This window comes from Rossellomorea vietnamensis (assembly GCF_025398035.1).
In the GTDB taxonomy this organism is placed as follows: domain Bacteria; phylum Bacillota; class Bacilli; order Bacillales; family Bacillaceae_B; genus Rossellomorea; species Rossellomorea vietnamensis_B.
In genome coordinates, this window is sequence record NZ_CP104558.1 from 1,948,791 (window position 1) to 1,970,808 (window position 22,018).

The window sequence follows — 22,018 nt, forward strand, 5'->3', positions numbered from 1 at the left end:
CGGTTCTCATGCTTCCATATCAGCAACTTAAACAAGCCACGGGACCTGTCCCCGTGGCTTGTTTGGCATGTTTTTAACTGGTAGGATTCTGCAATATCATATCGATGTGTGGAATCCCATCATCCAAATAGGTTTCCGTGATCGCCTTGAATCCAAATGAACCATAAAACTCCCGCAAATATTCCTGTGCCTGGATCTTCACCGGTTGCTCCCCCCACTCATTATGAATAAAAGCCAGTCCTCTTTTCATCAATTCGCTTGCGAACCCTTTCCGACGATGACCTTCCTTCACGAGGACCCTCCCGATGGACGGTTCGTTGTAGGAAACACCCGCAGGTAAAAGCCGTGCATAGGCCAACACCTCACCGTTTTCTTCCTTATAAAGATGATGGGCGTGCACATCTTTCCCGTCGACTTCCAGGTAGGGACATTCCTGTTCCACGACAAAAACCTGGGTCCTTACTTGTAATATTTCATATAGTTCGTGGGTTGATAGTTCATTGAAGCTTTTTACTTTCCAGCTCATGATATGGGGTCACCTCTGTTGTATAGTTTTAAGGGAAGCATGGGGACGGTTCTCGTGCTTCCTCTTCACTCAAAGCAAAGCAACAGAGTCGTCCCCATTTATCATACTTCTATATAAAGGATAAAAAAAGCTTCACCCTCAAACACGGGGTGAAGCTCTCCTATATCTCCTATACCTTATCCCTCCAGCAAGTCCTTCCGAATCGGCGAGAACATATCCAAAATCACACATTCCTCGAGCACCTTCACCCGATGCTGGATGCTTGATGGTATATACTGCGTATCCCCTTGACTCAGGATTCTTTTTTCTCCATCGACTTCGAACTCCACTTGCCCTTTTTCAATGAAGCTCAATTGCTCTTCCGGATGCTGGTCGATATCACCGACGAAGCCTTCCGAGAGTTCCACCTTTACGAGCATCATGGAGCCTTCACTGCTTAACACTTCTCTTTTTACCATTGAAATCGACTCTCCTTTTTCCATACAGCCGGTTCATCAGAATAGGCTTGGGTTAATTAATTTCGGAAGGTAGAATGCCACTTCCGGTAAAAATGCAACGAATAATAATACGACGAGGACAATCAAGATATACGGCATGACGGCAGAGAAGGACTTCTCGATGCTGAGATTGCCTATTTTCGCTGCCAGCAGGAGACATAACCCGTAAGGAGGGGTGACGAGTCCGATGGCGAGCGTCATGACCACGATCAGTCCAAGGTGCACCGGCTCCATTCCAAATAGATTGGCTGTCGGCAGGATGACCGGGACGAATAAGATCATGGCCGGGATGGCATCCATGAACGTTCCGACGAACAGGAAGAATGCGATGATGATCAAAATGAAGATCCATTCTGTCCCTACGTTATTCACGAAGAATTCCTGTGCTTTGACCGATAATTGATAGTAGCTCATCAACTCTCCCAGTGCACTTGCAGCCGCAAGGGCAAAGAGGGATAGGGAGCTTAGTGCCAGTGTGTCTTTGATGATCTTTGGAAGATCCGATAGTTTCAATGTTTTATAGAAAAACATACAGATTAGTAAAGTGTATAAGCACGCAACGGCTGCGGCTTCCGTCGGTGTGAAGAATCCTGAGATGATCCCACCGATAATGATGATCGGCGTGACCAGAGCAGGCACCGTTTCATACACCAGTTTGAAAAATTCACTGAATGTCGCGCGTTTCGATCTTGGATACCCCTTTTTCAATGCCATGATATAAATGAAGAGCATCATGCCGAGCCCGATCAAGACGCCTGGTACGATTCCACCGAGGAATAACGCACCAACCGAGGCATTCGTCAATCCGGCGAAAATGATCATCGGGATACTCGGCGGGATGATGACGCCGATCGTGGAAGAAGCTGCCGTCACTCCGACTGCCGTTTCCGTATCATATCCCTGCTTTTTCATGTTTGGGATCAGGATTTTCCCCACACCGGCTGTATCAGCTTGTGCTGCTCCAGATACTCCGGCAAAAATCATCGAGACGAGAATATTCGCGTGAGCAAGGCCACCCCTGATATGACCGACCATCGTCAGGGAAAGATCGATGAGCTTTTGCGAAATCTTCCCGTGATTCATCAGGTTGGCAGCCAGGATGAATAACGGCACTGCCAAAAGGACGAACGAGTCGATCCCATTCAGCATCTTCATCGGAACCGTCACCTCAGGAATATAAGGAACGGTGAAAATACCAAGGAGAGCAATGATGCCGATGACAAAGGCAATCGGTACACCAATCAGCATTAAAATCAGAAATAATCCAACCAATCCTATACCAATCATGCCTGTGCCCCCCTTCCTTTAAACGCTTTAATATTTGTGATTAATTGACTCCCGGAGTAAATCATCATGGTCGCTCCCATGACCGGGATGGAAATCCACACATACCCCATCTTTAATTCAGGGATGGACGTCCAATTGTAGTTCCAGAAATTCTGTACGGTTTCAATTCCATAGTAGAAAAGAGCAAATGAGAATAATAAGATGACTGCATCAATCACAATCAGTAATGAAACTTTCGACTTCCCTTGAAGCTTCCCGATAAGGAAGTCGAAGCTGAAGTGTTCCCTTTTGCTCACCATGACTGATGCCCCCATAAAGACCGACCAGATGAACGAGTAGTTGGCCACCTCTTCTGTCCAGATGACAGATATCCCAAGATGTCTGGTGACGATTTGAACCATGATGGCTGCAAAAAAGATAAGTAAGAAAATAGCACCGATGGTCATTTGAATTTTTTCAAGAGCCTTAATCATATGATCGTCTTCCCCCTTTCACAATTAAAGGGAAGAACAGATCACCTCTTCCCTTTTAACGAGCGTAATTATTTAAGCTTTTTAATTTTTTCAAGCAGGTCTTCTGCTCCCATGTCTTTGGCTGCTTTCTCTTGAAGAGGCTCTGCCAGCTTGATGAATGGTTCACGGTCGATTTCGTTTACTTTCGCCCCTTCATCAATGGCTTTTTGTTTGTATTCATCTTCCTGAGCATAAACTGCTTCTCTTTCCGCTTTCACAGATTCCTTTGCTGCTTCAATGATGATATCCTGCTGTTCCTTCGAGTAGGAATCAAATTTCTTTCCGTTTACCAATAAGAAGCGCGTTGTGTAATCATGTGCTGTCTCAGTGATGTATTTTCCGTTGTCTGTTTTGTGATGATTCTGCTGTACAAAGTATGGGTAAGAGTTTTCAGATGAATCGACGACATTTTGCTGAAGCGCCTGATACAATTCTCCCCATGCAATCGATGTCGGGATTGCTCCGACTTTCTTCCAATAGTCTGCCACTACACCTGAAGTCTGTGTTCTGAACGTCATTCCCTTAATGTCTTCCATTTTTTCAAGCGGTTTTTTCCCGTAATAATGTCTTACACCGGCAGACCAGTATCCGATCAGTTTGAAATCATTGTTCGACTTTTCGTTGATCAATTTCGCCATTTCTTTCCCAACTTCTCCGTCAACCGTCTTTTCCCAGTGGTCATAGCTGTCAAATAGGTAAGGAAGTGCCAGAAGGTCGATTTCCTTAATTCCTGTCTGAGTCATGAATCCAGGTGAAACAAGGACCACATCCGCTGCCCCAAGCTTTAGCTTTTCAACCAGTTCAGATTCTTCCGTTCCAATGGTTCCTGCGTGCACTTCCACTTCGATATCACCGTCTGACTTGCTTTCAGCGACTTCCTTGAATTTCAAAAGTCCCGTTTGATATGGATTGTCCGGTGATGTCTGGTTATGCGCCGCTACGATCTTGATTTTCTTCCCTGCTTCTCCCCCTGATGCTTCGTCACTTCCACATCCAGCCAAAATTCCGGAAACAGCCAACAATAATACAAATGATAATGTGAAAAATTTCTTCATCCCTAGTTCCCCCTTATTATGATTTAATCGTTTGAACAGCCTTTACCTTCTGAACGATTTGCGTGTATTCCCGTGCTTTCTGCGTCAAACGCTGAAAATCTTCCGCACGATGCAATTGCTTTGTATTCACTAAGTTGCCCCCAAGACCGACAGCCAACGCCCCTGCTTCCAGATATTCCGTAAGATTATCCAGATTGATTCCCCCGGTCACCATCAGTGGGATCGATGGGAAAGGGCCTTGGATGCTCTTCACGTAACCTGGTCCGAATGTATTGGCCGGGAATACCTTGATCATGTCAGCCCCGAGCTCATATGCCGTCAGGATTTCCGTTGGTGTCAGGGCTCCCGGGATACTCGGGATGCCGTAGCGCTTCGTCATCTTCACTGTGTCCGCATTGAATGACGGAGAAACGATGAATTCACTTCCTGCCATAATGGCGGCCCTTGCTGTTTCTGGATCAAGGACAGTGCCTGCACCAGTCAAGACCCGGCCGTCCATTTCCTCTCTGACGATCTCGATTAACCTAGTAAACTTCGGTGTCTCGGCCGTGATCTCAAGCACTTTCACTCCACCCTCATACAAAGCTTCTGCAATTGGCAGAATGGTTTGTGGAGTGGCTTCCCGGATGACGGCCACGAGGATTTCTTCTTTCATAAACTCTACTGGATTCATTCCTTCACCGCCCTTCTCTACTCTATATTTGCATGCCGTTTGGCCATGGTTTCATTCGTATCCCCATCACCCAGTGTTCCGATGATGACGGCGTCAAGCACCAGATGGACCGACTGATCGAACTGGTTCCCGAGAGGCTGGATCGTTTCCGGTTCCTCCGCTCTCCGGAATTTCGTAGCAGCGGGGATAACAAGGATCCCGTCACTGATCGACGCAAGCTTTGATTCACGGTTTGTACTTACAAGAAACACTCCTGCCCCAATTTCTTTCGCTTTTGTGGCAAATTGAACAATTGCTCCTGTTGAACCCGATCCCGAAATCGCAATAAGTAAATCCCCTTTGGCCATGCTCGGTGTGATTGTTTCCCCGATGACATATACCGGAAAGCCTCCGTGCATCAAACGCATCGCGAATGCTTTCCCCATCAAACCTGAACGTCCTTCACCATATACGAAGATCCGCTTCGCTTTTTTCAATTGCCCTGAAAGATGGATCGCTTCTTCTTCTTTCACCTTTGATAAAACTTCTGTGATTTCACCCGCTACCGTCGTGATGATTGATTTCATTCTTTGATCAGTCCCTTCATCGCCATTGCAGCCTCGGCGGGATCCGCTGCCTTCGTAATAGCGCTGCCAATAATGACCGTATCGGGGTTATTTTCCACAATGCCCGGCAATGTCTCGAGGGTGATTCCCCCTGCAACGGCCGTCTCAAGTCCGCTGATACCTTGTATTAAATCAAACAGGCTCCCTGTACTCTCCCCTGTTTCCTGCATGTCTTTTCCGATGTGCAGGCTGACAAGAGAAACACCAAGTTCCTGTAATTCCCGGATTCTCTTATTCTCCGAAACTCCCAGAAGGTCGATCATTACTCGTTTTCCACGTGACTCAGCCACTTCGAGAGTATCGGTGATCGTCTTGTCAGCAGAGAACGCCATGACAGTCGTGATATCCGCCCCGGCATCAAATGCCTGGATCGTCTCATGCTTACCGGCGTCGCATGTTTTCATATCCGCGACAATGGTTTTATCCGGATATTTCTCGCGGATGTCACGGACAATCGCCATTCCGTATTCCTTTATTACACCGGTTCCTATCTCGATCCAGTCCACGTAAGAACCTGTATCCTCCAAAATCTGAAAGCATTCTTCCCTGGTCAGGCGGTCAAGCGCCACTTGTATATTCATGCCATCCTCCTATCTTTCCACCCGTTCTTTTTCACCTAATTGGACAAGGACATCTTCTAAATACGGCAGCCCTTCATTATCACCCGTCACACTGACAACCATTGACCCGATTATATTCGCAAAATGAAGCGCTTTCTTCAAAGGCCAGTTCTGAAGGATCCCATAAATGAAACCTGCATCGAATCCATCGCCGGCACCTACCGTATCCACCACTTTCTTCGCCTTTACGGCCGGGGCTTCAACATATTCACCGTCCACATATCCAACCGAACCTTCCTCGCCTTTCTTTATGGCGAGATGAGTGATGCCGAATTGCTTACAATGCTCGATGATTTCATCCGTGTCTGATGTTCCGAACAGCAGATCGGCTTCCTCAATCCCCGTCAGAAGGATGTCGACATAGGGGAGGAAGCTTCTCAGCACGTCCCTTGCTTCATCCTCACTCCACAGCTTCAGTCGGATATTCGGGTCACATGATACCATCACACCGTGCTTTTTGGCTTCGATGATCGCGTGGCGGATCAACTCGATATTTTTCGTCTTATCCACTGCAGGGAATACCCCCGTGATATGGAGAATCTTTGTGTTTTTCAAGAAGTCTTCATTCAGGGTTTCCTTCGTCAACACCGTTGTAGGAGAACGATCTCTGTAGTAGAAAGTCCGTGAGCTCCCATCCCCCATGATTTCCTTGAAATTAAGGGAAGTAGGATATCCATCTACGAGTTCCACTTCGGACACATCCACCCCTTCACCGCGGACGGTGTTGAAGATATGCCTTCCGAACTCATCATTCCCCAGTCGGCTGATCCAACCGGTCTTCAATCCAAGCCGTGCACAGCCAATCGCAAAGTTCAGCTCGGCTCCCCCGATTTTCCGTTCAAAAGAAGAGACAAACCGCATCGGGCCCGTCGATGAAGGATCAAGAGTGATCATCGCATCGCCTATCGTCACTACATCATTCATGGGTACCACCCTTTCTGTCTAACAAGATTCTCGTATGATTAACTTTGGATCGAATCGGAATACCAAGCCCTCATCCTGATCCTCTTTTTTCTGAATTTTATTTAATAAAAATTCCGCTGCCTTCTTCCCGATTTCAAACGTGGGCTGAGCCACGATCGTCAATCCCGGCTCATAAAAACCGGCAAAGGACACATCATCGATTCCGATAATTGCCAAATCCTCAGGAACCTTCACATGGTTCTCTTTTACATATTTTAAAATCTCAATGAGCGTTAAATCATTTCCCGCAAGGATCGCTTCCGGGGGATCGTCCAGGGATAGCAGCTCGTGAACCCCTTCTCTGATCCTGCTCACTTCCAGGCTCTTGATGTAGTCTTCCCGGATGTCCAGACCATTGGCGTTCATCGTATTCTTATAGCCAGTGATCCTCTCCATCCTCGGTGTGACATTCCGGATCACATTCGTGATGATGCCAATCTTCGTGTATCCCCTGTCGATGAAATGCTGGATCCCCATCCCTGACGCTTTCTCGTTATCAAGGAGCATAGATGGAATCGCTACATCAGGCACCGTCCGGTCAACGAACACGATTGGATAGCCTTCCGTAAGCATCTCATTGTATAAGGCTGCATTATCACCTGTTGGTAAAAGAATGATACCATCCACCTGCTTGGCACGGAGCATTTCAATATACTTCCGCTCCTTGTCAGGATCATCATCTGCATTACAGACAATCGTGTGAAACTCGGCTTCCTGGCATGTGTCTTCAATGGCCCTGATCACCTGGGTCGAGAACGTGTGGAGAATATTCGCCACAATCACCCCGATTGTCGTCGTCGACTTCTGCTTGAGGCTCCTCGCGACAATATTCGGTCGATACCCAAGCTCTTTGATGCTTTCTTCTATTCGATTCTTCGTCTCTTCCCTCATATAATCAAAGCGATTATTCAAATACTGGGAAACGGTACTCTTCGATACATTCGCATGCTGAGCAACATCAGCAATCGTCACTTTTTTCATTCCATAGTCTCCAACTTTCATTTCCTAAACCGATTTACTAAACCGGTTTACTAAATCGATTTATTGAAATTATATGATAATTGAAAGCGCTTTACAATATGTTTTTTGAAAATGTGTGGATTTTTTGTTTTGGGCATAGAAAAAAACGCGTGGGGACGCGTTTTTTTAATGTTTTCTTTTTTCCTTAATCTTTTTCATGAATGCTCGAGAACTGATCCCCCACTGCCATTCCAATAAAAAAGTCCACCCCTATCAAATGGGACGGACGACCTTTCCGCTAAAACCTATTCAGTTACGAGCTCTTCCTAATCGCAGGGTTCAACACCATCATGAGTACAATCATTCCTCCAAATACGGAGATACCTAAAAATAGATTATTGATGCTAAAGTGTACGAGCAATGAACCTGTCAGTAATAATGATATGGGTTTACTTGATTCAAGTAATACCCTCATTGTACTTTGGGACCTGCCCAGTAACTCTCGCGGTACCTTGATTAAGAAGAGTGATTGTAAAGCGATACTCACCAGAGGGCTACCGATACCAGCAATGAGGATGACAGCCAATACTAATGTAAAGTTATCCGTAAAGGCTAACATTCCAAATGAGCCTAATATCATGACTAAGCCAACTACCATCGGCACGATTTTTCGGAATCGGTTAAATAAATTAATGGATAGAGACCCACCTAATATCCCAATAAAGAAAGCAATTTCAACCATCGCTAACTCGGAGGCATCTTTTACGAATAAAGGAAACAGGACCGCTACTGGCGCCAACATAAAGTTGATTAACACTAAATAAATAATCATTCCCCTTAAGATCGGGACGGATATGATGGTTTTTAATCCTGTTTTTAAATCTAGGGAGAACTTCTTCATACTCAATTTATCCGTTGGTCTTTTCGACAATCCCTTTTCCTTAATGAGCAGGATAAAGAAAAATGAGATAAAAAAGGTTAGGGCATTAAAAAGGAATGCCGTCGGTAAGCTGTATACCAATAGGATCCCAGCTATGGCCGGAGCCCCTAACCCTACCACTGTTTGAATCGTGGATGAAAGACTTTGTGCTCTCGTAATCAAGTGATCTGGAACAATCGTCCTGATCGCGACAGACTTTGCTGGAATGAAAAACGAGTCAAACGATGAAGTGAATGCGGCAGCGGCGATCAGCATCCACGGACTCAGCATATCGAACCAGAAAAGGGCTACAAGCCCAAGTACAGCGATCCCTCGGCATATATCTGCTACCAGCATGTATCTTTTTTGGTTCCCTCTATCGACAAGTACGCCCGAGAAGATGCCAAACAAAATGGTGGGGATCACTTCCGCTGCCAATACAAGAGATATAAGTAAGGAGGAACCTGTTAATACCTTCATAGCCCAGATGAGAGAGAGAGCATACACTCCATCTCCCAGTGCTGATACAAATTGTCCGGCTATGAGAAACCGATAATCTTTAATGGCTAGCAGATCTTTAAAGCTATCCTTCTTTTCTTGGCTCTCTGGATTTAATTGAGTTTTTACTGCTGCTTCTGTCATAATTCGCCTCCTCCTTATAGTTAATCCCAAATTTATTAAATAAGAAAAAATTAATTATGACACCACAGGTACTGTTTTAATAACAGAGGAAATTTCTTCAAAAACATGTTCCCCTAGTGGACTAAGTTTTCCATGAGTGTTTATGACTTCTATCGCTTCTTTCAATTGTCCCTCAACAAACTCCAGCCTATTTAAGATTTTATTATCTTTGTAGACGCTATAAAGTCTTTCCAACCATAACGCAACCCTGGCAAACGCATATGCCCCATGAAATACCCCCTTCATTGGCCTTGGGTCTTTTCTCCATGGTGACTTGAATCTTTCTTCATGATCATTTAACACAACAGGATCAATCAGGAATAATTGATTTAACCGTGAATGTGCACATTCATGTACCAGATTTTCAGTAACCCACATAAAATCATATGGGTGATGTGAGATGAAGATGGCATCAGGTAAAATATCTGTTGTAAACCCGCCAAAAGCGTCTGTATCCATGATTCCAATCAGTTTAATATGACCCTTAATTTCCAAATAATACTCTGGCCATACATCCTTAATTGTATTTAAACAGGATTCATAAAATAATATGTCATTAGGGGTAAAAGAAATACTTTTCAGCTTATTATCTGCTAACTCACTATTTCTGACATTCAGGAGATTAAAGTTTTCGGAAAGACACTGGCTGATACTATCTTCTGAAAGTTCGAAATCAAACATACCCTTACTGTCATACGGTTTTCGAATAAAGCTGATTTGAGTACCGGTTACCTGAAAATCCGCATTAAAATCATCTGTCGTAATAACTGTACCAATGATTTTATCATCAACTAAAAAAGCTATTTCGTTTTTAGATGAAATAATGGTACACGCTTGGAAATTGCTATAGTCTTTTAATTTAATTCGGTAGTGAAATCCAGGAATCTCAAAGGAGCCTTCAATTAACTCTACTTTATTCTGTAGGGTAATCCCATACTTTGCACAAGCTAAAAATAGGTAGTTAATGAATTTTTCTAAGTTGTTGTTGGTTAACATTCTCTCAATAATTTGGGGAGATTTATCTTGATATATCATTCCATCTGAGGAATGTGTAGTAAGAAAATACGTAAAATAATTTAAACCAGGGCTATAAATTTCTTTGAGAAATTCTTGGGATCCCAAAGCTTTTTTCAATAATAAGAGGGTGTGTGACGGTATCTTATCTAATTCTTGAATGATATCCATGATTTTATTGACTCTCTGAGAAAATGGCCTTAAACCAAGTATGTATATTTGGTCATTTTCCATACTGGATGGCTTCAGAAATGATAACATTAATTTTTCATCCTATTCATAGTGAAATTTGGGAATAATGATACAGCAAATGTATAAGGATCATCTTCCCCTTCTTGATTTGTATCAATCTCGTCTCCTAATTGACGCAGCAATTGGATGTATTCCTTCACTTTTTCTTTTGGAATCCTTGCTTTAACGAGAGAAAAGTCTGCTGGGAGATTACCAGAAATAGCATTTAACATACCAGCCCTTACTTCTTCTATCATAAAAGTGATTAACTTTATTTTTTCTACTTCATTGGAATTGCGATTACTCAACCTAACAGCAAATGAATTCACATCCGCTTTGTAAGCTGATTCAACAATATCCTCTTTCGATTTAGTACTGTTTACAAACACTAGTTTATTCTTTTCCAAAATCTTAATAATATAGTTTATCTTTGCAAGAGGGACATTTACTTGTCTTGAAACTTCAGTTGCAGTTAAAGAAGATACAGAAAGAATACTTAATACTTCCATTCCACCATCATTTAAGATAGTATCGAGGAAATCAGTATCCGCATTGGTTATATATTCAGTATGATTAGACATAAAATCACCTCATTTTAAAGTAGAGTTAAAAGTGACTCAGAATCTGTACCCACTGCAGACAAGGCCATATTTGACTGATCACACATCTCTTTAGAAACCTCACGAATGTCTTCATCCGTTACATTCATGAATTCAAATACTTCAGTATCCACAAAAAAATCTTTATTGTACAATGCATATCGACCGGTAGTGTTGAGATGACGTATGGCATCATTCGGTATTTGCAGTGTAGAAGTAATGCGGGAAGCTCTTGCACGTTCCAGTTCTTCGCTGGTTACACCGTTCTGTTGAATGTCATTAATAATATCCATGATTACTTTAAAACTCTCTTCTAAGGAATCTTTTCTACAATTAAGGTCTATTGCCATATAGCCACCAAGTCCATAGCTTAAAGCATATGAATATATGGAGTACACTAGCTCTCTTTTTTCCCTCAGTTCAACAAACAATCTTGACTTTAATCCCTCGCCTAAAATATCTGACAATAATGCCATTGCATATCTCTTTCTAGACCGAAAAGAAGGACCAACGAATGTAGCTGTTAAATTCACCCTGTTTGAGTTCCCTATTCCCATGACACTTGGTGAAACTTCCAGTAAGGGAGATTGGTGGCTTTCCGTTTCACTTTTCCAAAAATCAAATTGATTAGCGATTTCATTAAACGTTTCATCAGGATCTACATCTCCTTGAATGACAATCAATGTATTACTAGGAGAATAGAACTGCTTAAATCGACTTTCTATTTCATTTTTTGAAAAACGAGAAATATTATCTTGATTTCCGATAACAAATAACCCTAAAGACCTGTCACCCCATAAAGCTCTTTCTGCCAGTTCTGTTTTTACTTTTGCAGAAGCGAAATAGGTCTCTGCTTCTTGTAATATAATCGCTCTTTCGTGATTTATTCTTTCTTCGGCTATGTCCTGAAGCTTTACTATCTCTGAAAGTGTTTTAATAATGTCAGATTTATAACTCTTTTGTGAAGTAATACAACACCTGGTCATTTCTTTACCTGTATATGCCTCATATAAAGCACCGCTATCCAGAAGGTTTCCAACCATTTTTTTGGCTGAACTATTCATATTCTCATGACTAAATGCCATATGTTCGATGAAATGAGAGATCCCATTATTTGTTACATTCTCATCTTTTGAGCCATGATTTACGTACATACCAACAGATAGATTCCGAGATTGCTTGGTTCTCCTAACAATGACTTTCATACAGTTTTCAAGCATCGCTTTAGATATAGATTCATAGTACATGTTATCCCTCCTTCATGATGCCTGATAAAGATGTGCAGGGAGCTCCTTAGAGACCTCCCTGTACGACAGTAAATATGATTCCTAGAAACTAGCTGATACTGAAATTCTGATTCCTTGTTCACCTGCAGCCATCTCATCAGTTGCTTTTTCGATTTGTTCAACCAACTGTGAATCGCTAATTACGACTTCTCCGTTCTCATTCACTTTAAAAACTTCTGGAGTTAAGCTCACTTTTCTATTTGTCATCTTATTCACCTCCTTTCAAGGATAAACTAGAATATTTCTGAATCTATTCCTGTATTCGCTAAAAGCTGGGTTTTGAAGGATTTCACTTTTAATTGTGCATCTTCTACAGTCAATGTACTCAACAAACATAGCAACAAATATCAGGTATGATTCCTTGTTCACCAGCGCCCCTCTCATCAGTTGCCTTTTCAATTTGTTCAACTAATTGGGAATCGCTAATGACGACTTCTCCATTTTCACCCACTTTAAAAACTTCTGGAGTTAAGATCACTTTTTTGTTTGTCATCTTTTATTCACCTCCTTTCAGGAATAATTTAGATTACTACCTTATTGTTCCATTCCTGTATACGTAAAAGGGAGGTTTTTTTCGGACTATAATTTTCTCCATTTAGTGCTAAACTGATAAATCGATTATCTTCTCCTATAACTAATCCATCATGTGCAAACTCAGTGAGTAATGCTTGAGCCTGTTCCATTGTTATATCGAACCCAGAGTTCTGTAATTCTTTATATGCATTAGGTAAACTTTTCACCGAATCAAATGATAAATAGAGCTGTCTTTTTTCATTTTCCAAAACAAAAGTGCTAATATCTTTATCTTTTCTCATATCAAAAATAATTAACTCTTTATTATTATCAATATAGAACAAATCAAATTCCGCATGCATTCTAGCCCACTTCGAAACCGCTCTACGCATCTGTTTTGTATATTCTTGTGGATTCCGCTGTTCTTGATAATCGTAATCAAAATGGTAGGCTACTCTATTTAATTCTGATTTTCCAAATGCACTATATATATATTTATACGGCCACATAGCTCTTACATTTGTAAGCCCGTTTTCTTTATAATTGTTAAAATATGGGCTGAATCGATCTAACCTGATTTGAGCAACACTCCCTGGAGGAGTAAGATGTCTAATTTTATCGATTAAACCCGGTAATTCTTTGTATTCTTCCGGATCCTCTTTCGGAAAACCGAAAAGAATGTTCCATACTGGAAATACGCCATATTCCTTAGACCATTTTAATAATTGGACATTTTGTAACATGGTGACACCTTTATTCATAAGTTTTAAAACTGATGTCTGAAGGCTTTCAATACCTGGTTGGATTGTTCTAAACTTGGCGTCCCTGAAAAGTTGCACTTGTTCTTTCTTTAAATTAGCTTTCGTTTCATAGAACATATCTAAATCCAGTTCTTTATCCCGTAGAGCAGGTAAAAGACTTTTGAAATATCCCATATCAATAATGTTATCTACTGCAGCAGCTTTAGTAGTGTATTCTTTATATTCATTACTCAAATCAATTAGTTCCTTTAATGATCTATCTGCAGACTTGCTTCGAAAGTTCAAATTTGTACCATTCAATCCACAAAATACACAATGGTGTTTTTGTCCCCACCAGCATCCTCTTGAAGATTCGAATAAAAACCTGGTTTGTGTGATTCTATCTTTGTAACTACAACTTACGAATTGTTCAAAAAAATCAGAATAATCAGGATATGGTGTATCATCAAGCTTCACTGCTGGTATAGGGATCACAGGCGAAGTAACCTTGGATTTTATGGAATCATTGAAATTGATTCCATTTACATTCGGAATTTCATCACTGCAATTCCACTCTGAAATAAACTTAATAAATGAATAATCACCTTCGCCTGAGCAGATGGCATCAATAAATGAAAATTGTCGAAGTAATTCCTTACCCATAGTTTCTTCACAATTTGCACCGCCAAAAATAATAAATTTATCTGGAAATTTCTCTTTTAGCCTTTTGGCTAGACTAATAGAAGCTACATTTTGTTCAAAAACACTCGTAAAACCTATGACAGAATATTGATCCCATTCTATGTCTAGTAAACAAGAATCAAGAAAACGTTCAACATATGCTCGTAATTCACGAATGACGCCAAAATCCTCGTCCGAATTACCCAACTGATCTTTTGCTTCTTCAATATAGGAATCTAGAGTATCCTTACCAAATAACGATTGAGAGAAGATCATTTCCCCAGCTAAGGCATTACTAGAAAATGTAGTTCCTTCTGAAATTAAATCGTATAATTCTGGGGAAACTTGGTCAGCAAACTTTAAATTTAAATAGTGCACGTCACATTCGATATTGTTTTTAACAAGACCGGCTTTAAGAAGGCTTAATCCTATAGAAGGTCTGTACAAAGAACCGAATGGCATGTTTATCAATGCTACTTTCAAAACACTTCCCCCAATCTATAACTTTTCACCCTATCAATAATAATAGTCATCAATAATTTTATAGATGGAGTGAGCATTAATGGTTTCCTTCGATGAAATCATCATTGAATTGCGGCGAAATAACATCTAACGAAAATTCATTTGTCTCTGCAATAGTTCCTTTGGCCTGAATAAACCCACTTACATTTACCAATAAACCAATGGATAAAAGGCTTGATAACAATATTTTTTTCATATATTTGTCCCCCTGATGTGATATAGTATCCCTATAACTAATGGATTATTTTTGATTAACTTCATTATGAAGTTAGTAGGAGAAAATGAAAATATGCATTTGTGCAATAATTTGTAAATTCAATGGATAATTTATCAATTTTTGGAGGGGAATATGAACATCGTTGATAAAAATATTGAATATTATCGCAAGAGAGCGGGCATGACTCGAAAGGATTTAGCAGAAGGCATTTGTGATGAGTCTACATTATTTAGAATTGAAAAAGGATCTCAAAATCCAAGACTGGATTTGTTATTTGAAATTAGCAAAAAACTTAAAATACCTTTAAAATTTTTAATGAGTGAACTGCCATTCAGTGACTTTAAAGAAATAGAAAAATACAAACAACTTTGCAGAGAACATACATATTATCAAGACTACGAAGCCCTTTCCCTGACGATTGAACAATTTGAAAATTTAATAGAGCAAAATTCTGATCATGTGGAATACCTTACTAACAAAAAATTCATCACTTGGAACAAAGCGATTCTTCTCCATGTTCGTGATAAGAATTTAATAAAAGCAGAAGAACAATTACATAGTATTCTTGATACAAAACTTAGAACAGAATTCGACATCGGCGTCTGTAATTCACTTGGACTGGTTAAATTGAGTAAAGATGGCGTCTCGATCGCATTAGAATATTTTAATAAAGCTTATGCAGCCATCGAAGAATTACCTCAATTAGAAGATCATACACTAACCCCGCGAGTTGCCTATAACGTAGCTTATTGTCACGTTAAAAATGGGCAATTTAATGAAGCTACAACTCTCGCTTATCAAATCATTGGTTTACTGGAGAGCAAACAGTTAAGTTTTATTCTTGGAAAAACCAAACATATGCTAGGGAAGATTCATAAAATGTGTGGGGAATATGAACAAGCGAAGGAATACTTACTAGAAGCTCAATTCTTATTTCGACTAGAGAAAAATGAAGCTTATTATCTGAAGACGGAAGAAGACTTAAATGAAGTTCGTTTGCTTTTAGAAAAGTGAAGCACGGGGACGGTTCTCCTGCTTCCTTTTTGACCAAGGTGAAGCATTAGAATCCCCTCCTCTATCATACTTCATGATCATAGCCACAAAAAAGCACCACTCCCAAACATGGAGTGAAGCTCATCTAGACCTTATCCGTAAAGAACATCCTTCAAAATGGGCGAAAATATAAACAAACAAAGGGACGTATCCCACCTTTGTCAAAGTGAGGTACGTCCCCCATTTATCTATTAAATAATAAACTGTCGGAGGGCCGCGGGGACGGTTCTCGTGCATCCTTTTAAATCAAAGCGAAGGGCAACAGAAACCGCCCCCATGCTTCTTCTCACCCCAAACCAGACCCCATCCATCCCTTTACCCTCGCAATCTTCACGGCATCGAGACGGTTTTTCGCTTCTACTTTTTGGATAATTTCAGAGATGTAATTTCGTATGGTGGGAGGAGATAGATATAAGAGTTTACTCATTTCACTTACGGAGTAGCCTTCCTCGAGATGGATGAGGATGTCTTGCTCCCGTTTCGTCAATGGATTCATTTCTTCAAACATAGAATGGGAAAGTTGCGGACTGAATACTTTTTGACCTTTTAATATGGTTCGTAAATGGACAGCCAATTGGGATACGGGAGAATCTTTCAGAAGATATCCGTACACTCCTGCCTGGATGGCCCGCTGCAAGTAGCCGCTTCGTGCGAAGGTTGTCACGATGACCATGCGGCAAGTGTGCCCTTCCTCTTTCAATGCTTCCGCCACTTCAAGGCCGCTGACGATGGGCATTTCGATATCCAGGATGGCGATGTCAGGGGATGTCTGCCTGATGATGCGCAGGGCTTCTTCGCCATTTTCCGCTTCGCTCACCAGTTCAATATCCGGTTCTAAGGATAATAACTTCCCGATTGCACCTCTTACCATTCCTTGATCTTCTGCGATGACGATTCTCATGCTCTCACCTCGCTTCACTCATTGGCTTTTCAATTTTTGGGACTGAAATGGTTATCTTCATCCCTCCACCGGCATTGGATGTCCAGTCTAATGTCCCTTCAATCATTCGGAGACGCTCCTTCATCCCCATCAAACCGCTTCCATCATGCGTCCTGTTCACACCCTCCATGCCAACTCCATCGTCTTCAATCTCCAGGAGGAACGAACCGCCAGTCTCAACCATTCTCAGCCAACAATTCTCAGCTCGACTGTGCTTCACAATATTGGTCACACATTCCCGAAGGCACAAACCGAGTATTTTTCCATTCACGAGAGGTATTCTTTCGAAATCCATCGTCTGGACATGGACCTCTATTCCCGCTGACTGGAGGAACCGCGAGACTTGCATCACTTCTTCTGATAGTTGGACAGACTGCATGTCACTGACCAATTTCCGCACTTTCATCAGGGTGTTCCGGGAAATGTCCTGAAGCTCGCGTACCTCCTGGATCGCCTCATCAGGGTTCCGGCGCACAAGCTGTTCCACGAGTTCCCCCTTCAAGGTTAAAAGGGATAGAGTGTGCCCGAGCGTATCGTGCAGATCCCTCGCAATCCGTTCTCTTTCCTCGATTTTGATGAGGCGGGCAATTTCTTCATTCGCTCCGAGAAGCTCTGTTTTAATTTGATTTGAAATCTGTTGATTACGGAGGAAATACGGCAACCCAATGAGAAGGATGAGAATCGGGATCCAGGACAAATCCTGTGTTCCTAAGTTAAATTCAACATGAACCCATACGGAAGCAATATAAAAAGCGACCATCGAACCAGTATAGACCGTGATCCTTCTAAACGAAGGAAGGAATCCGGTCACAATAGCAGGGTACAGACCGAACCAGATATTCCACGGATTGAAGAGGACGATCAATCCCATCACACACATATGCTGCAGCACTAAGCCTGGTTCACGATATTTCACGTGTGACGTGCTTTTCCAAAAGGCAAGGGCCAGCAACAGAAAAAGAAGATACCCATACCACTTATCTCCAAAAGGCAGGAGCAGCATATAGAAAGAAGGAATGATGAGCAGCCTCCACCAAGGAAACGTTGCAATTGTCGGCATTCGTCATCCCCCTCCCTCTACAAATCTCAAGATTTTGTTCTTCTGACCGTCCGATCCATCCAGCCCGGAAGCCAGGCAATGGAAAGAGTCGCCACAAATCCATGCAGCGTATTCGCTACACCGGCAATACCCGGCTCTGCAGGAAACGCCCAATCAAACAGGGAAAGGGCCAACGCCACCCCAATCGTGATGAAGGCATACATCCATCGCGGTATTGCACTTTGCTTCTTTAACTTCGCGTAAATCAATGCCCCGATTATATTCACCACTACCGACATCAAGAAGATCGACACCGGCGTGATCTTCTCAAATGTAACGTCTAACAAAAAGCATAGCAAGTAATACACCACGATCGCTGCCACACCGGAAATCACCCCCACCATACATCCAACCTTAACACTATTCTTCATACATTCACCTACTCTCATAAACTAACAACCTGCTTACATCGTAGCATGTGGGAATAGGTGGAAATAGTGATAAATATCATTTGGTTGGAAGCATGGGGAAGCATGGGGACGGTTCTTGTGCTTCCTTTTCATCCATAGAAAACCTCAAACCTATCCTGACTCCTCACCCAACAATTCCACCAAATTTTTATGAGCCAAGGGACCTGTCCCTTCGACATCACAGTTAACACAATATCAAGGTAGTATCATCTTTCCATTTCCACTATAATAGGAGGAAGGAGGTGAAAAAAATGGACAAACAAATCGTGAACATGTTAACCGATATTCAACAGAATATCAAAGAGTTAGACAGCAATGTTAAGGAATTAGACAGTAACATGAAGAAGTTCGACGGTAAACTGAAGGAATTTGGAAACGATTTGAAAAAGGTAAAAGAAACAGTTAACAGAATTGAAACATCACAAACAGAAGATGTCATTGCTTTGTTAAAAGTAGGCAGCCACCGTTCTGAAACAGACTTTCATTATCTGAACACAAGAATCACTGAAATTGATAAACGGGTCTTCACCCTTGAGAATCGAGCTGAAAGGTAATTGTCATTACGCTAAATGAAGCGATCACGATTATCTTATCCCCACTCTGCGTTCCTCTCACCATGATCCACACTCCATTTCTTCGTTTGGTAAACCATCCCATTACAAATCCAAAAAAGGCGTCTGACCTACTTGGGTCAGACACCATTTTTTCACAACTCATCACCTTCACACCTTTATATTCCGACCTTTCCACCTCACAGAATGAAACACATTCACCCGGACAAAAGAATAAATGAAAATCCCTGCAAAGAATAAAAAGAATAGAGGATAAAACGGGAAATACCCCAATCTAAAATTCCCGACCCGGCGGGCAAACCAGGCTGTTTGAACGGCATAGAGGATATACAATACCCCATAGACGATCATAGCGGTGGTATTTCCCACAATAATCGAAGAAATCAATGAAGACGCGGTGGTTAAACTGCCCGTTATCCAGAGAATGACCATCAGCATAACCACAGGATGAGTGGACTTGGATCCTACGGCAAAGCTTTTGCACCAGCCTTCGATCAGGCTGCCCACCCCTTCCGGATACATGCGGAACGAAATGATTCCTCTGCCTCCAAGGCAGCGAACGGGAAGGTTCTGTTCAAGAAAGGCCTCCCCCAGGGCGAGATCATCCATGATGGCCCCTTCGATTTTCTCATGCCCTCCGGATAAGAAGTAGTCGTCTCGATTACATAGAATACATGGACCGAACGAACCGGCGGCTTTGAAGCGGGATCCCCAGACGGTAAAGAGGTTCATGCCCACCACCACGATGATGTTAAAGACAATGGAGAGATGCTCATACACACGCTGCACTGTGTGATAGGGCTGCAAGGCGAGGATCCCCCTTGCTCCTTTTCCTTGGTAAACATGCAGGAGATTACGTAGTCCATCCACACTCATGAATCGGGTATCGGCATCAAGGAACAGCAGCCAGGTTCCTTTTGCCTCCTTGGCCCCTCGCCAGCAGGCAGACGATTTCCCTGCCCCGTTATTCTGGAGGACCGTGACTCCGTAGCTTTCTGCGATGGCCGCGGTACGATCCGATGAATCGTCATCCACCAACAGAACTTCAAATCCCTTGAATCGCTGCTCCTGCAACGACTGCAATAACGGGGTGATCCTGCCCTCTTCATTCCTTGCAGGGATAATGATGGACAGAAACGGCAACTCCTCCGTATTTTTGGAGGTGAATCTCGGAACCGGCAAGGACCAAAACAGGATAACGGCAATCGCAACCCCGAGGCCCCCCAGGATGAGATTGATCACTTCTGAAGCTGTCATATAACCTGCCTCCTTCCTCTACGGCTAATGTGACAATCCCCGTTGAGGCTGTATGTTAGATGAATAATCGTACACATGGCCCGTGTCATCCTGAATAAGTTCCTGTGCCGTGATCCTGGCTGATAACAGCACGATCGGGACGCCTGCACCCGGATGTGTACTGCTTCCGGTAAAGTACAGATTCTCACAATGGCTGGCCTTGCTCTGTGGACGTTTGTGATTGCTTTGATCCAGTGTTGGCTGCAAGCCGAATGTGGCCCCGCGATAGGCATTGAATTTCGATTCGAAATCCAGTGGTGTCGTATACGTTTCGGTGACAATCTCCTCCTCAACGTTTTCAAAGCCGGGGATATTCTTTAATTCATTTAAAATGTAGTTTCGATAATACGAAATGGTTTCCTCATCCCATGTATAGTCGGCTGTGGCAATATTGGAAACAGGCATCAGAATATACAGACCGTCCTTCCCCTCAGGTGCAAGAGATGGATCCTTCTTGGAAGCGATGTACACATAAAAGGAGGCATTCGTCAGTTTCTTCCCATCAAAAATATCTTCCAGATTCTGATTGAGCTTTTCGTTAAAAATAAACGTATGTACATGATCGACCTCTTCATATTTCCTGTTCATCCCGAGATACATCAAAAAACAGGAACAGGAGTAGTTCATGCTGTCGATCTTCTTATCCGTAAATCTGCCCTTGGAAGCCTTGTCCTTCACCAGGTGTTTCATAGCGTAAGGGAAGTCTGCGTTACAGACCACGTAGTCTGCAGGGATTTTCTTGCCGTCTATGATGATCCCGTCCGCCTTGCGATTTTGAATGGAGATCTCCTCTACAGCCTTGCCGTAGTGAATCGTTCCTCCAAGCTCCTTGAAGAGCCTCTCCATCCCTAAAGCCATCGTATACATTCCGCCTTTGATGAACCATACGCCATATAAAAATTGAATCATCGGGATCATCGTATAGAAAGATGGACTTTTTAGAGGAGAAATGCCGATGTACAATGTTTGAAAGCTGATTAACTGCTTCAGCCGCTCATTCTTGATGAATCTCCCCATAAACGTGTCTGCCGTGTCGTATGGTTTCATTTGCAGCACTTTCGTCAACAGGGGGAAATTATAGAAATCCGTTCTCTTACGGAAAGGTCTTTGAAGAATGTGTTGCTTGGCGATGACAAATCGTCTGTAAATTTCATGCAGGTATTGAAAAAAACCTTCCGTATCCTCTTCGCTAAGGGATTCGATGGTCTTGGTCATTTGGATAAGGTCTGTCGAAATATCAAAAGGCTGGTCGGGAATATCAGTGAAATAGGCCCGGTAAATCGGATCCAATTTTTCCATGGGAATATAATCATCAGGGTCACGTCCGCATAATTCGAATAGTTCCCGATACAGTTCCGGCATCATGACGATACTCGGACCCAAATCAAACGTGTAGCCGTCCTGTTTAATTTGATTCATTTTGCCCCCGGGGGTGGATCCTTTTTCATATAACTCCACCTCGTACCCCGCGTGCTGAAGCCTGATGGCACTGGCAAGTCCCGCAACACCTGCCCCCACGACTATCACCTTCTTACTCATATGCGTTC

At 42.4% G+C, this 22,018-nt stretch carries 25 protein-coding genes; 2 read left to right on the plus strand and 23 right to left on the minus strand.

Annotated features, from left to right (window positions below):
* Positions 1-73 precede the first annotated feature (73 nt).
* The 18 genes from N5C46_RS10125 to N5C46_RS10210 all read right to left on the minus strand — a co-directional run bounded on the left by N5C46_RS10125 (position 74) and on the right by N5C46_RS10210 (position 15,080).
* Positions 74-526, minus strand: coding sequence for a GNAT family N-acetyltransferase (locus N5C46_RS10125; protein ID WP_261751953.1), 453 nt, complete (start codon positions 524-526; stop codon positions 74-76).
* A 176-nt stretch (positions 527-702) separates the two neighbouring features.
* Complete coding sequence (locus tag N5C46_RS10130) at positions 703-984, minus strand: cupin domain-containing protein (RefSeq protein ID WP_261751954.1); 282 nt, start codon at positions 982-984, stop codon at positions 703-705.
* A gap of 36 nt (positions 985-1,020) precedes the next feature.
* The gene (locus tag N5C46_RS10135) at positions 1,021-2,310 is read right to left on the minus strand and encodes a TRAP transporter large permease (RefSeq protein ID WP_261751955.1); all 1,290 of its coding nucleotides are present in this window, start codon (positions 2,308-2,310) and stop codon (positions 1,021-1,023) included.
* A complete protein-coding gene (locus tag N5C46_RS10140) occupies positions 2,307-2,783 on the minus strand; it encodes a TRAP transporter small permease (RefSeq protein WP_261751956.1) in 477 nt (158 codons plus the stop codon). Before N5C46_RS10140 ends, N5C46_RS10135 begins: the two co-directional genes overlap by 4 nt.
* A 68-nt stretch (positions 2,784-2,851) precedes the next feature.
* Positions 2,852-3,877 (minus strand): TRAP transporter substrate-binding protein, encoded by a 1,026-nt coding sequence (locus N5C46_RS10145; protein ID WP_261751957.1) that lies wholly within the window; start codon positions 3,875-3,877, stop codon positions 2,852-2,854.
* 16 nt (positions 3,878-3,893) lie between these two features.
* A complete protein-coding gene (locus N5C46_RS10150; RefSeq protein ID WP_261751958.1) occupies positions 3,894-4,550 on the minus strand; it encodes a bifunctional 4-hydroxy-2-oxoglutarate aldolase/2-dehydro-3-deoxy-phosphogluconate aldolase in 657 nt (218 codons plus the stop codon).
* 17 nt (positions 4,551-4,567) lie between these two features.
* Positions 4,568-5,116, minus strand: coding sequence for a 6-phospho-3-hexuloisomerase (gene hxlB / locus N5C46_RS10155; RefSeq protein ID WP_261751959.1), 549 nt, complete (start codon positions 5,114-5,116; stop codon positions 4,568-4,570).
* Positions 5,113-5,736, minus strand: a complete 624-nt coding sequence (hxlA, locus tag N5C46_RS10160; protein WP_261751960.1) for a 3-hexulose-6-phosphate synthase — start codon at positions 5,734-5,736, stop codon at positions 5,113-5,115. Before hxlA ends, hxlB begins: the two co-directional genes overlap by 4 nt.
* 9 nt (positions 5,737-5,745) lie before the next feature.
* Entirely contained in the window at positions 5,746-6,699 is a 954-nt protein-coding gene (locus tag N5C46_RS10165) for a sugar kinase (protein WP_261751961.1), read from the minus strand.
* A gap of 18 nt (positions 6,700-6,717) precedes the next feature.
* On the minus strand, positions 6,718-7,719 hold the full coding sequence (locus N5C46_RS10170; protein ID WP_261751962.1) for a LacI family DNA-binding transcriptional regulator: 1,002 nt from the start codon (positions 7,717-7,719) through the stop codon (positions 6,718-6,720).
* A 292-nt stretch (positions 7,720-8,011) separates the two neighbouring features.
* A complete protein-coding gene (locus N5C46_RS10175; RefSeq protein ID WP_261751963.1) occupies positions 8,012-9,259 on the minus strand; it encodes an MFS transporter in 1,248 nt (415 codons plus the stop codon).
* Between the two features lie 54 nt (positions 9,260-9,313).
* Entirely contained in the window at positions 9,314-10,573 is a 1,260-nt protein-coding gene (locus N5C46_RS10180; protein ID WP_261751964.1) for an aKG-HExxH-type peptide beta-hydroxylase, read from the minus strand.
* Positions 10,573-11,124, minus strand: a complete 552-nt coding sequence (locus N5C46_RS10185; protein WP_261751965.1) for a hypothetical protein — start codon at positions 11,122-11,124, stop codon at positions 10,573-10,575. The genes N5C46_RS10180 and N5C46_RS10185 overlap by 1 nt, the downstream gene beginning before the upstream one ends.
* A 14-nt stretch (positions 11,125-11,138) precedes the next feature.
* Positions 11,139-12,389: a M16 family metallopeptidase gene (locus tag N5C46_RS10190; RefSeq protein WP_261751966.1), complete on the minus strand. Its 1,251-nt coding sequence runs from the start codon at positions 12,387-12,389 to the stop codon at positions 11,139-11,141.
* An 81-nt stretch (positions 12,390-12,470) separates the two neighbouring features.
* Positions 12,471-12,635, minus strand: coding sequence for a hypothetical protein (locus N5C46_RS10195; protein ID WP_261751967.1), 165 nt, complete (start codon positions 12,633-12,635; stop codon positions 12,471-12,473).
* A 118-nt stretch (positions 12,636-12,753) separates the two neighbouring features.
* The gene (locus tag N5C46_RS10200) at positions 12,754-12,921 is read right to left on the minus strand and encodes a hypothetical protein (RefSeq protein ID WP_261751968.1); all 168 of its coding nucleotides are present in this window, start codon (positions 12,919-12,921) and stop codon (positions 12,754-12,756) included.
* A gap of 28 nt (positions 12,922-12,949) precedes the next feature.
* The gene (locus N5C46_RS10205; RefSeq protein ID WP_261751969.1) at positions 12,950-14,845 is read right to left on the minus strand and encodes a RiPP maturation radical SAM C-methyltransferase; all 1,896 of its coding nucleotides are present in this window, start codon (positions 14,843-14,845) and stop codon (positions 12,950-12,952) included.
* Between the two features lie 76 nt (positions 14,846-14,921).
* The gene (locus N5C46_RS10210; protein ID WP_261751970.1) at positions 14,922-15,080 is read right to left on the minus strand and encodes a hypothetical protein; all 159 of its coding nucleotides are present in this window, start codon (positions 15,078-15,080) and stop codon (positions 14,922-14,924) included.
* A 153-nt stretch (positions 15,081-15,233) separates the two neighbouring features.
* Here N5C46_RS10210 and N5C46_RS10215 point away from each other — a divergent pair, with 153 nt between their 5' ends.
* Positions 15,234-16,115, plus strand: coding sequence for a helix-turn-helix domain-containing protein (locus N5C46_RS10215; protein ID WP_261751971.1), 882 nt, complete (start codon positions 15,234-15,236; stop codon positions 16,113-16,115).
* 325 nt (positions 16,116-16,440) lie between these two features.
* Here the strand turns inward: N5C46_RS10215 and N5C46_RS10220 are convergent, their stop codons facing one another.
* From N5C46_RS10220 to N5C46_RS10230, 3 genes are read right to left on the minus strand one after another with little or no spacing between them, the layout of a single operon-like run.
* Positions 16,441-17,055: a response regulator transcription factor gene (locus tag N5C46_RS10220; RefSeq protein WP_261751972.1), complete on the minus strand. Its 615-nt coding sequence runs from the start codon at positions 17,053-17,055 to the stop codon at positions 16,441-16,443.
* A gap of 4 nt (positions 17,056-17,059) precedes the next feature.
* Positions 17,060-18,154 (minus strand): sensor histidine kinase, encoded by a 1,095-nt coding sequence (locus N5C46_RS10225; RefSeq protein WP_261751973.1) that lies wholly within the window; start codon positions 18,152-18,154, stop codon positions 17,060-17,062.
* A 26-nt stretch (positions 18,155-18,180) separates the two neighbouring features.
* Positions 18,181-18,564: a hypothetical protein gene (locus N5C46_RS10230; RefSeq protein ID WP_261751974.1), complete on the minus strand. Its 384-nt coding sequence runs from the start codon at positions 18,562-18,564 to the stop codon at positions 18,181-18,183.
* 290 nt (positions 18,565-18,854) lie between these two features.
* Between N5C46_RS10230 and N5C46_RS10235 the strand changes: the two genes are divergently transcribed.
* Positions 18,855-19,157 (plus strand): hypothetical protein, encoded by a 303-nt coding sequence (locus tag N5C46_RS10235; RefSeq protein WP_261751975.1) that lies wholly within the window; start codon positions 18,855-18,857, stop codon positions 19,155-19,157.
* A 168-nt stretch (positions 19,158-19,325) separates the two neighbouring features.
* On the opposite strand, the gene N5C46_RS10240 is transcribed toward N5C46_RS10235, so the two are convergent.
* Positions 19,326-20,432 carry a glycosyltransferase gene (locus tag N5C46_RS10240; protein ID WP_261751976.1) on the minus strand — a complete coding sequence of 369 codons (1,107 nt, stop codon included), beginning with the start codon at positions 20,430-20,432 and terminating at the stop codon, positions 19,326-19,328.
* A gap of 24 nt (positions 20,433-20,456) precedes the next feature.
* Entirely contained in the window at positions 20,457-22,010 is a 1,554-nt protein-coding gene (locus tag N5C46_RS10245; protein ID WP_261751977.1) for a phytoene desaturase family protein, read from the minus strand.
* Positions 22,011-22,018 lie beyond the last annotated feature (8 nt).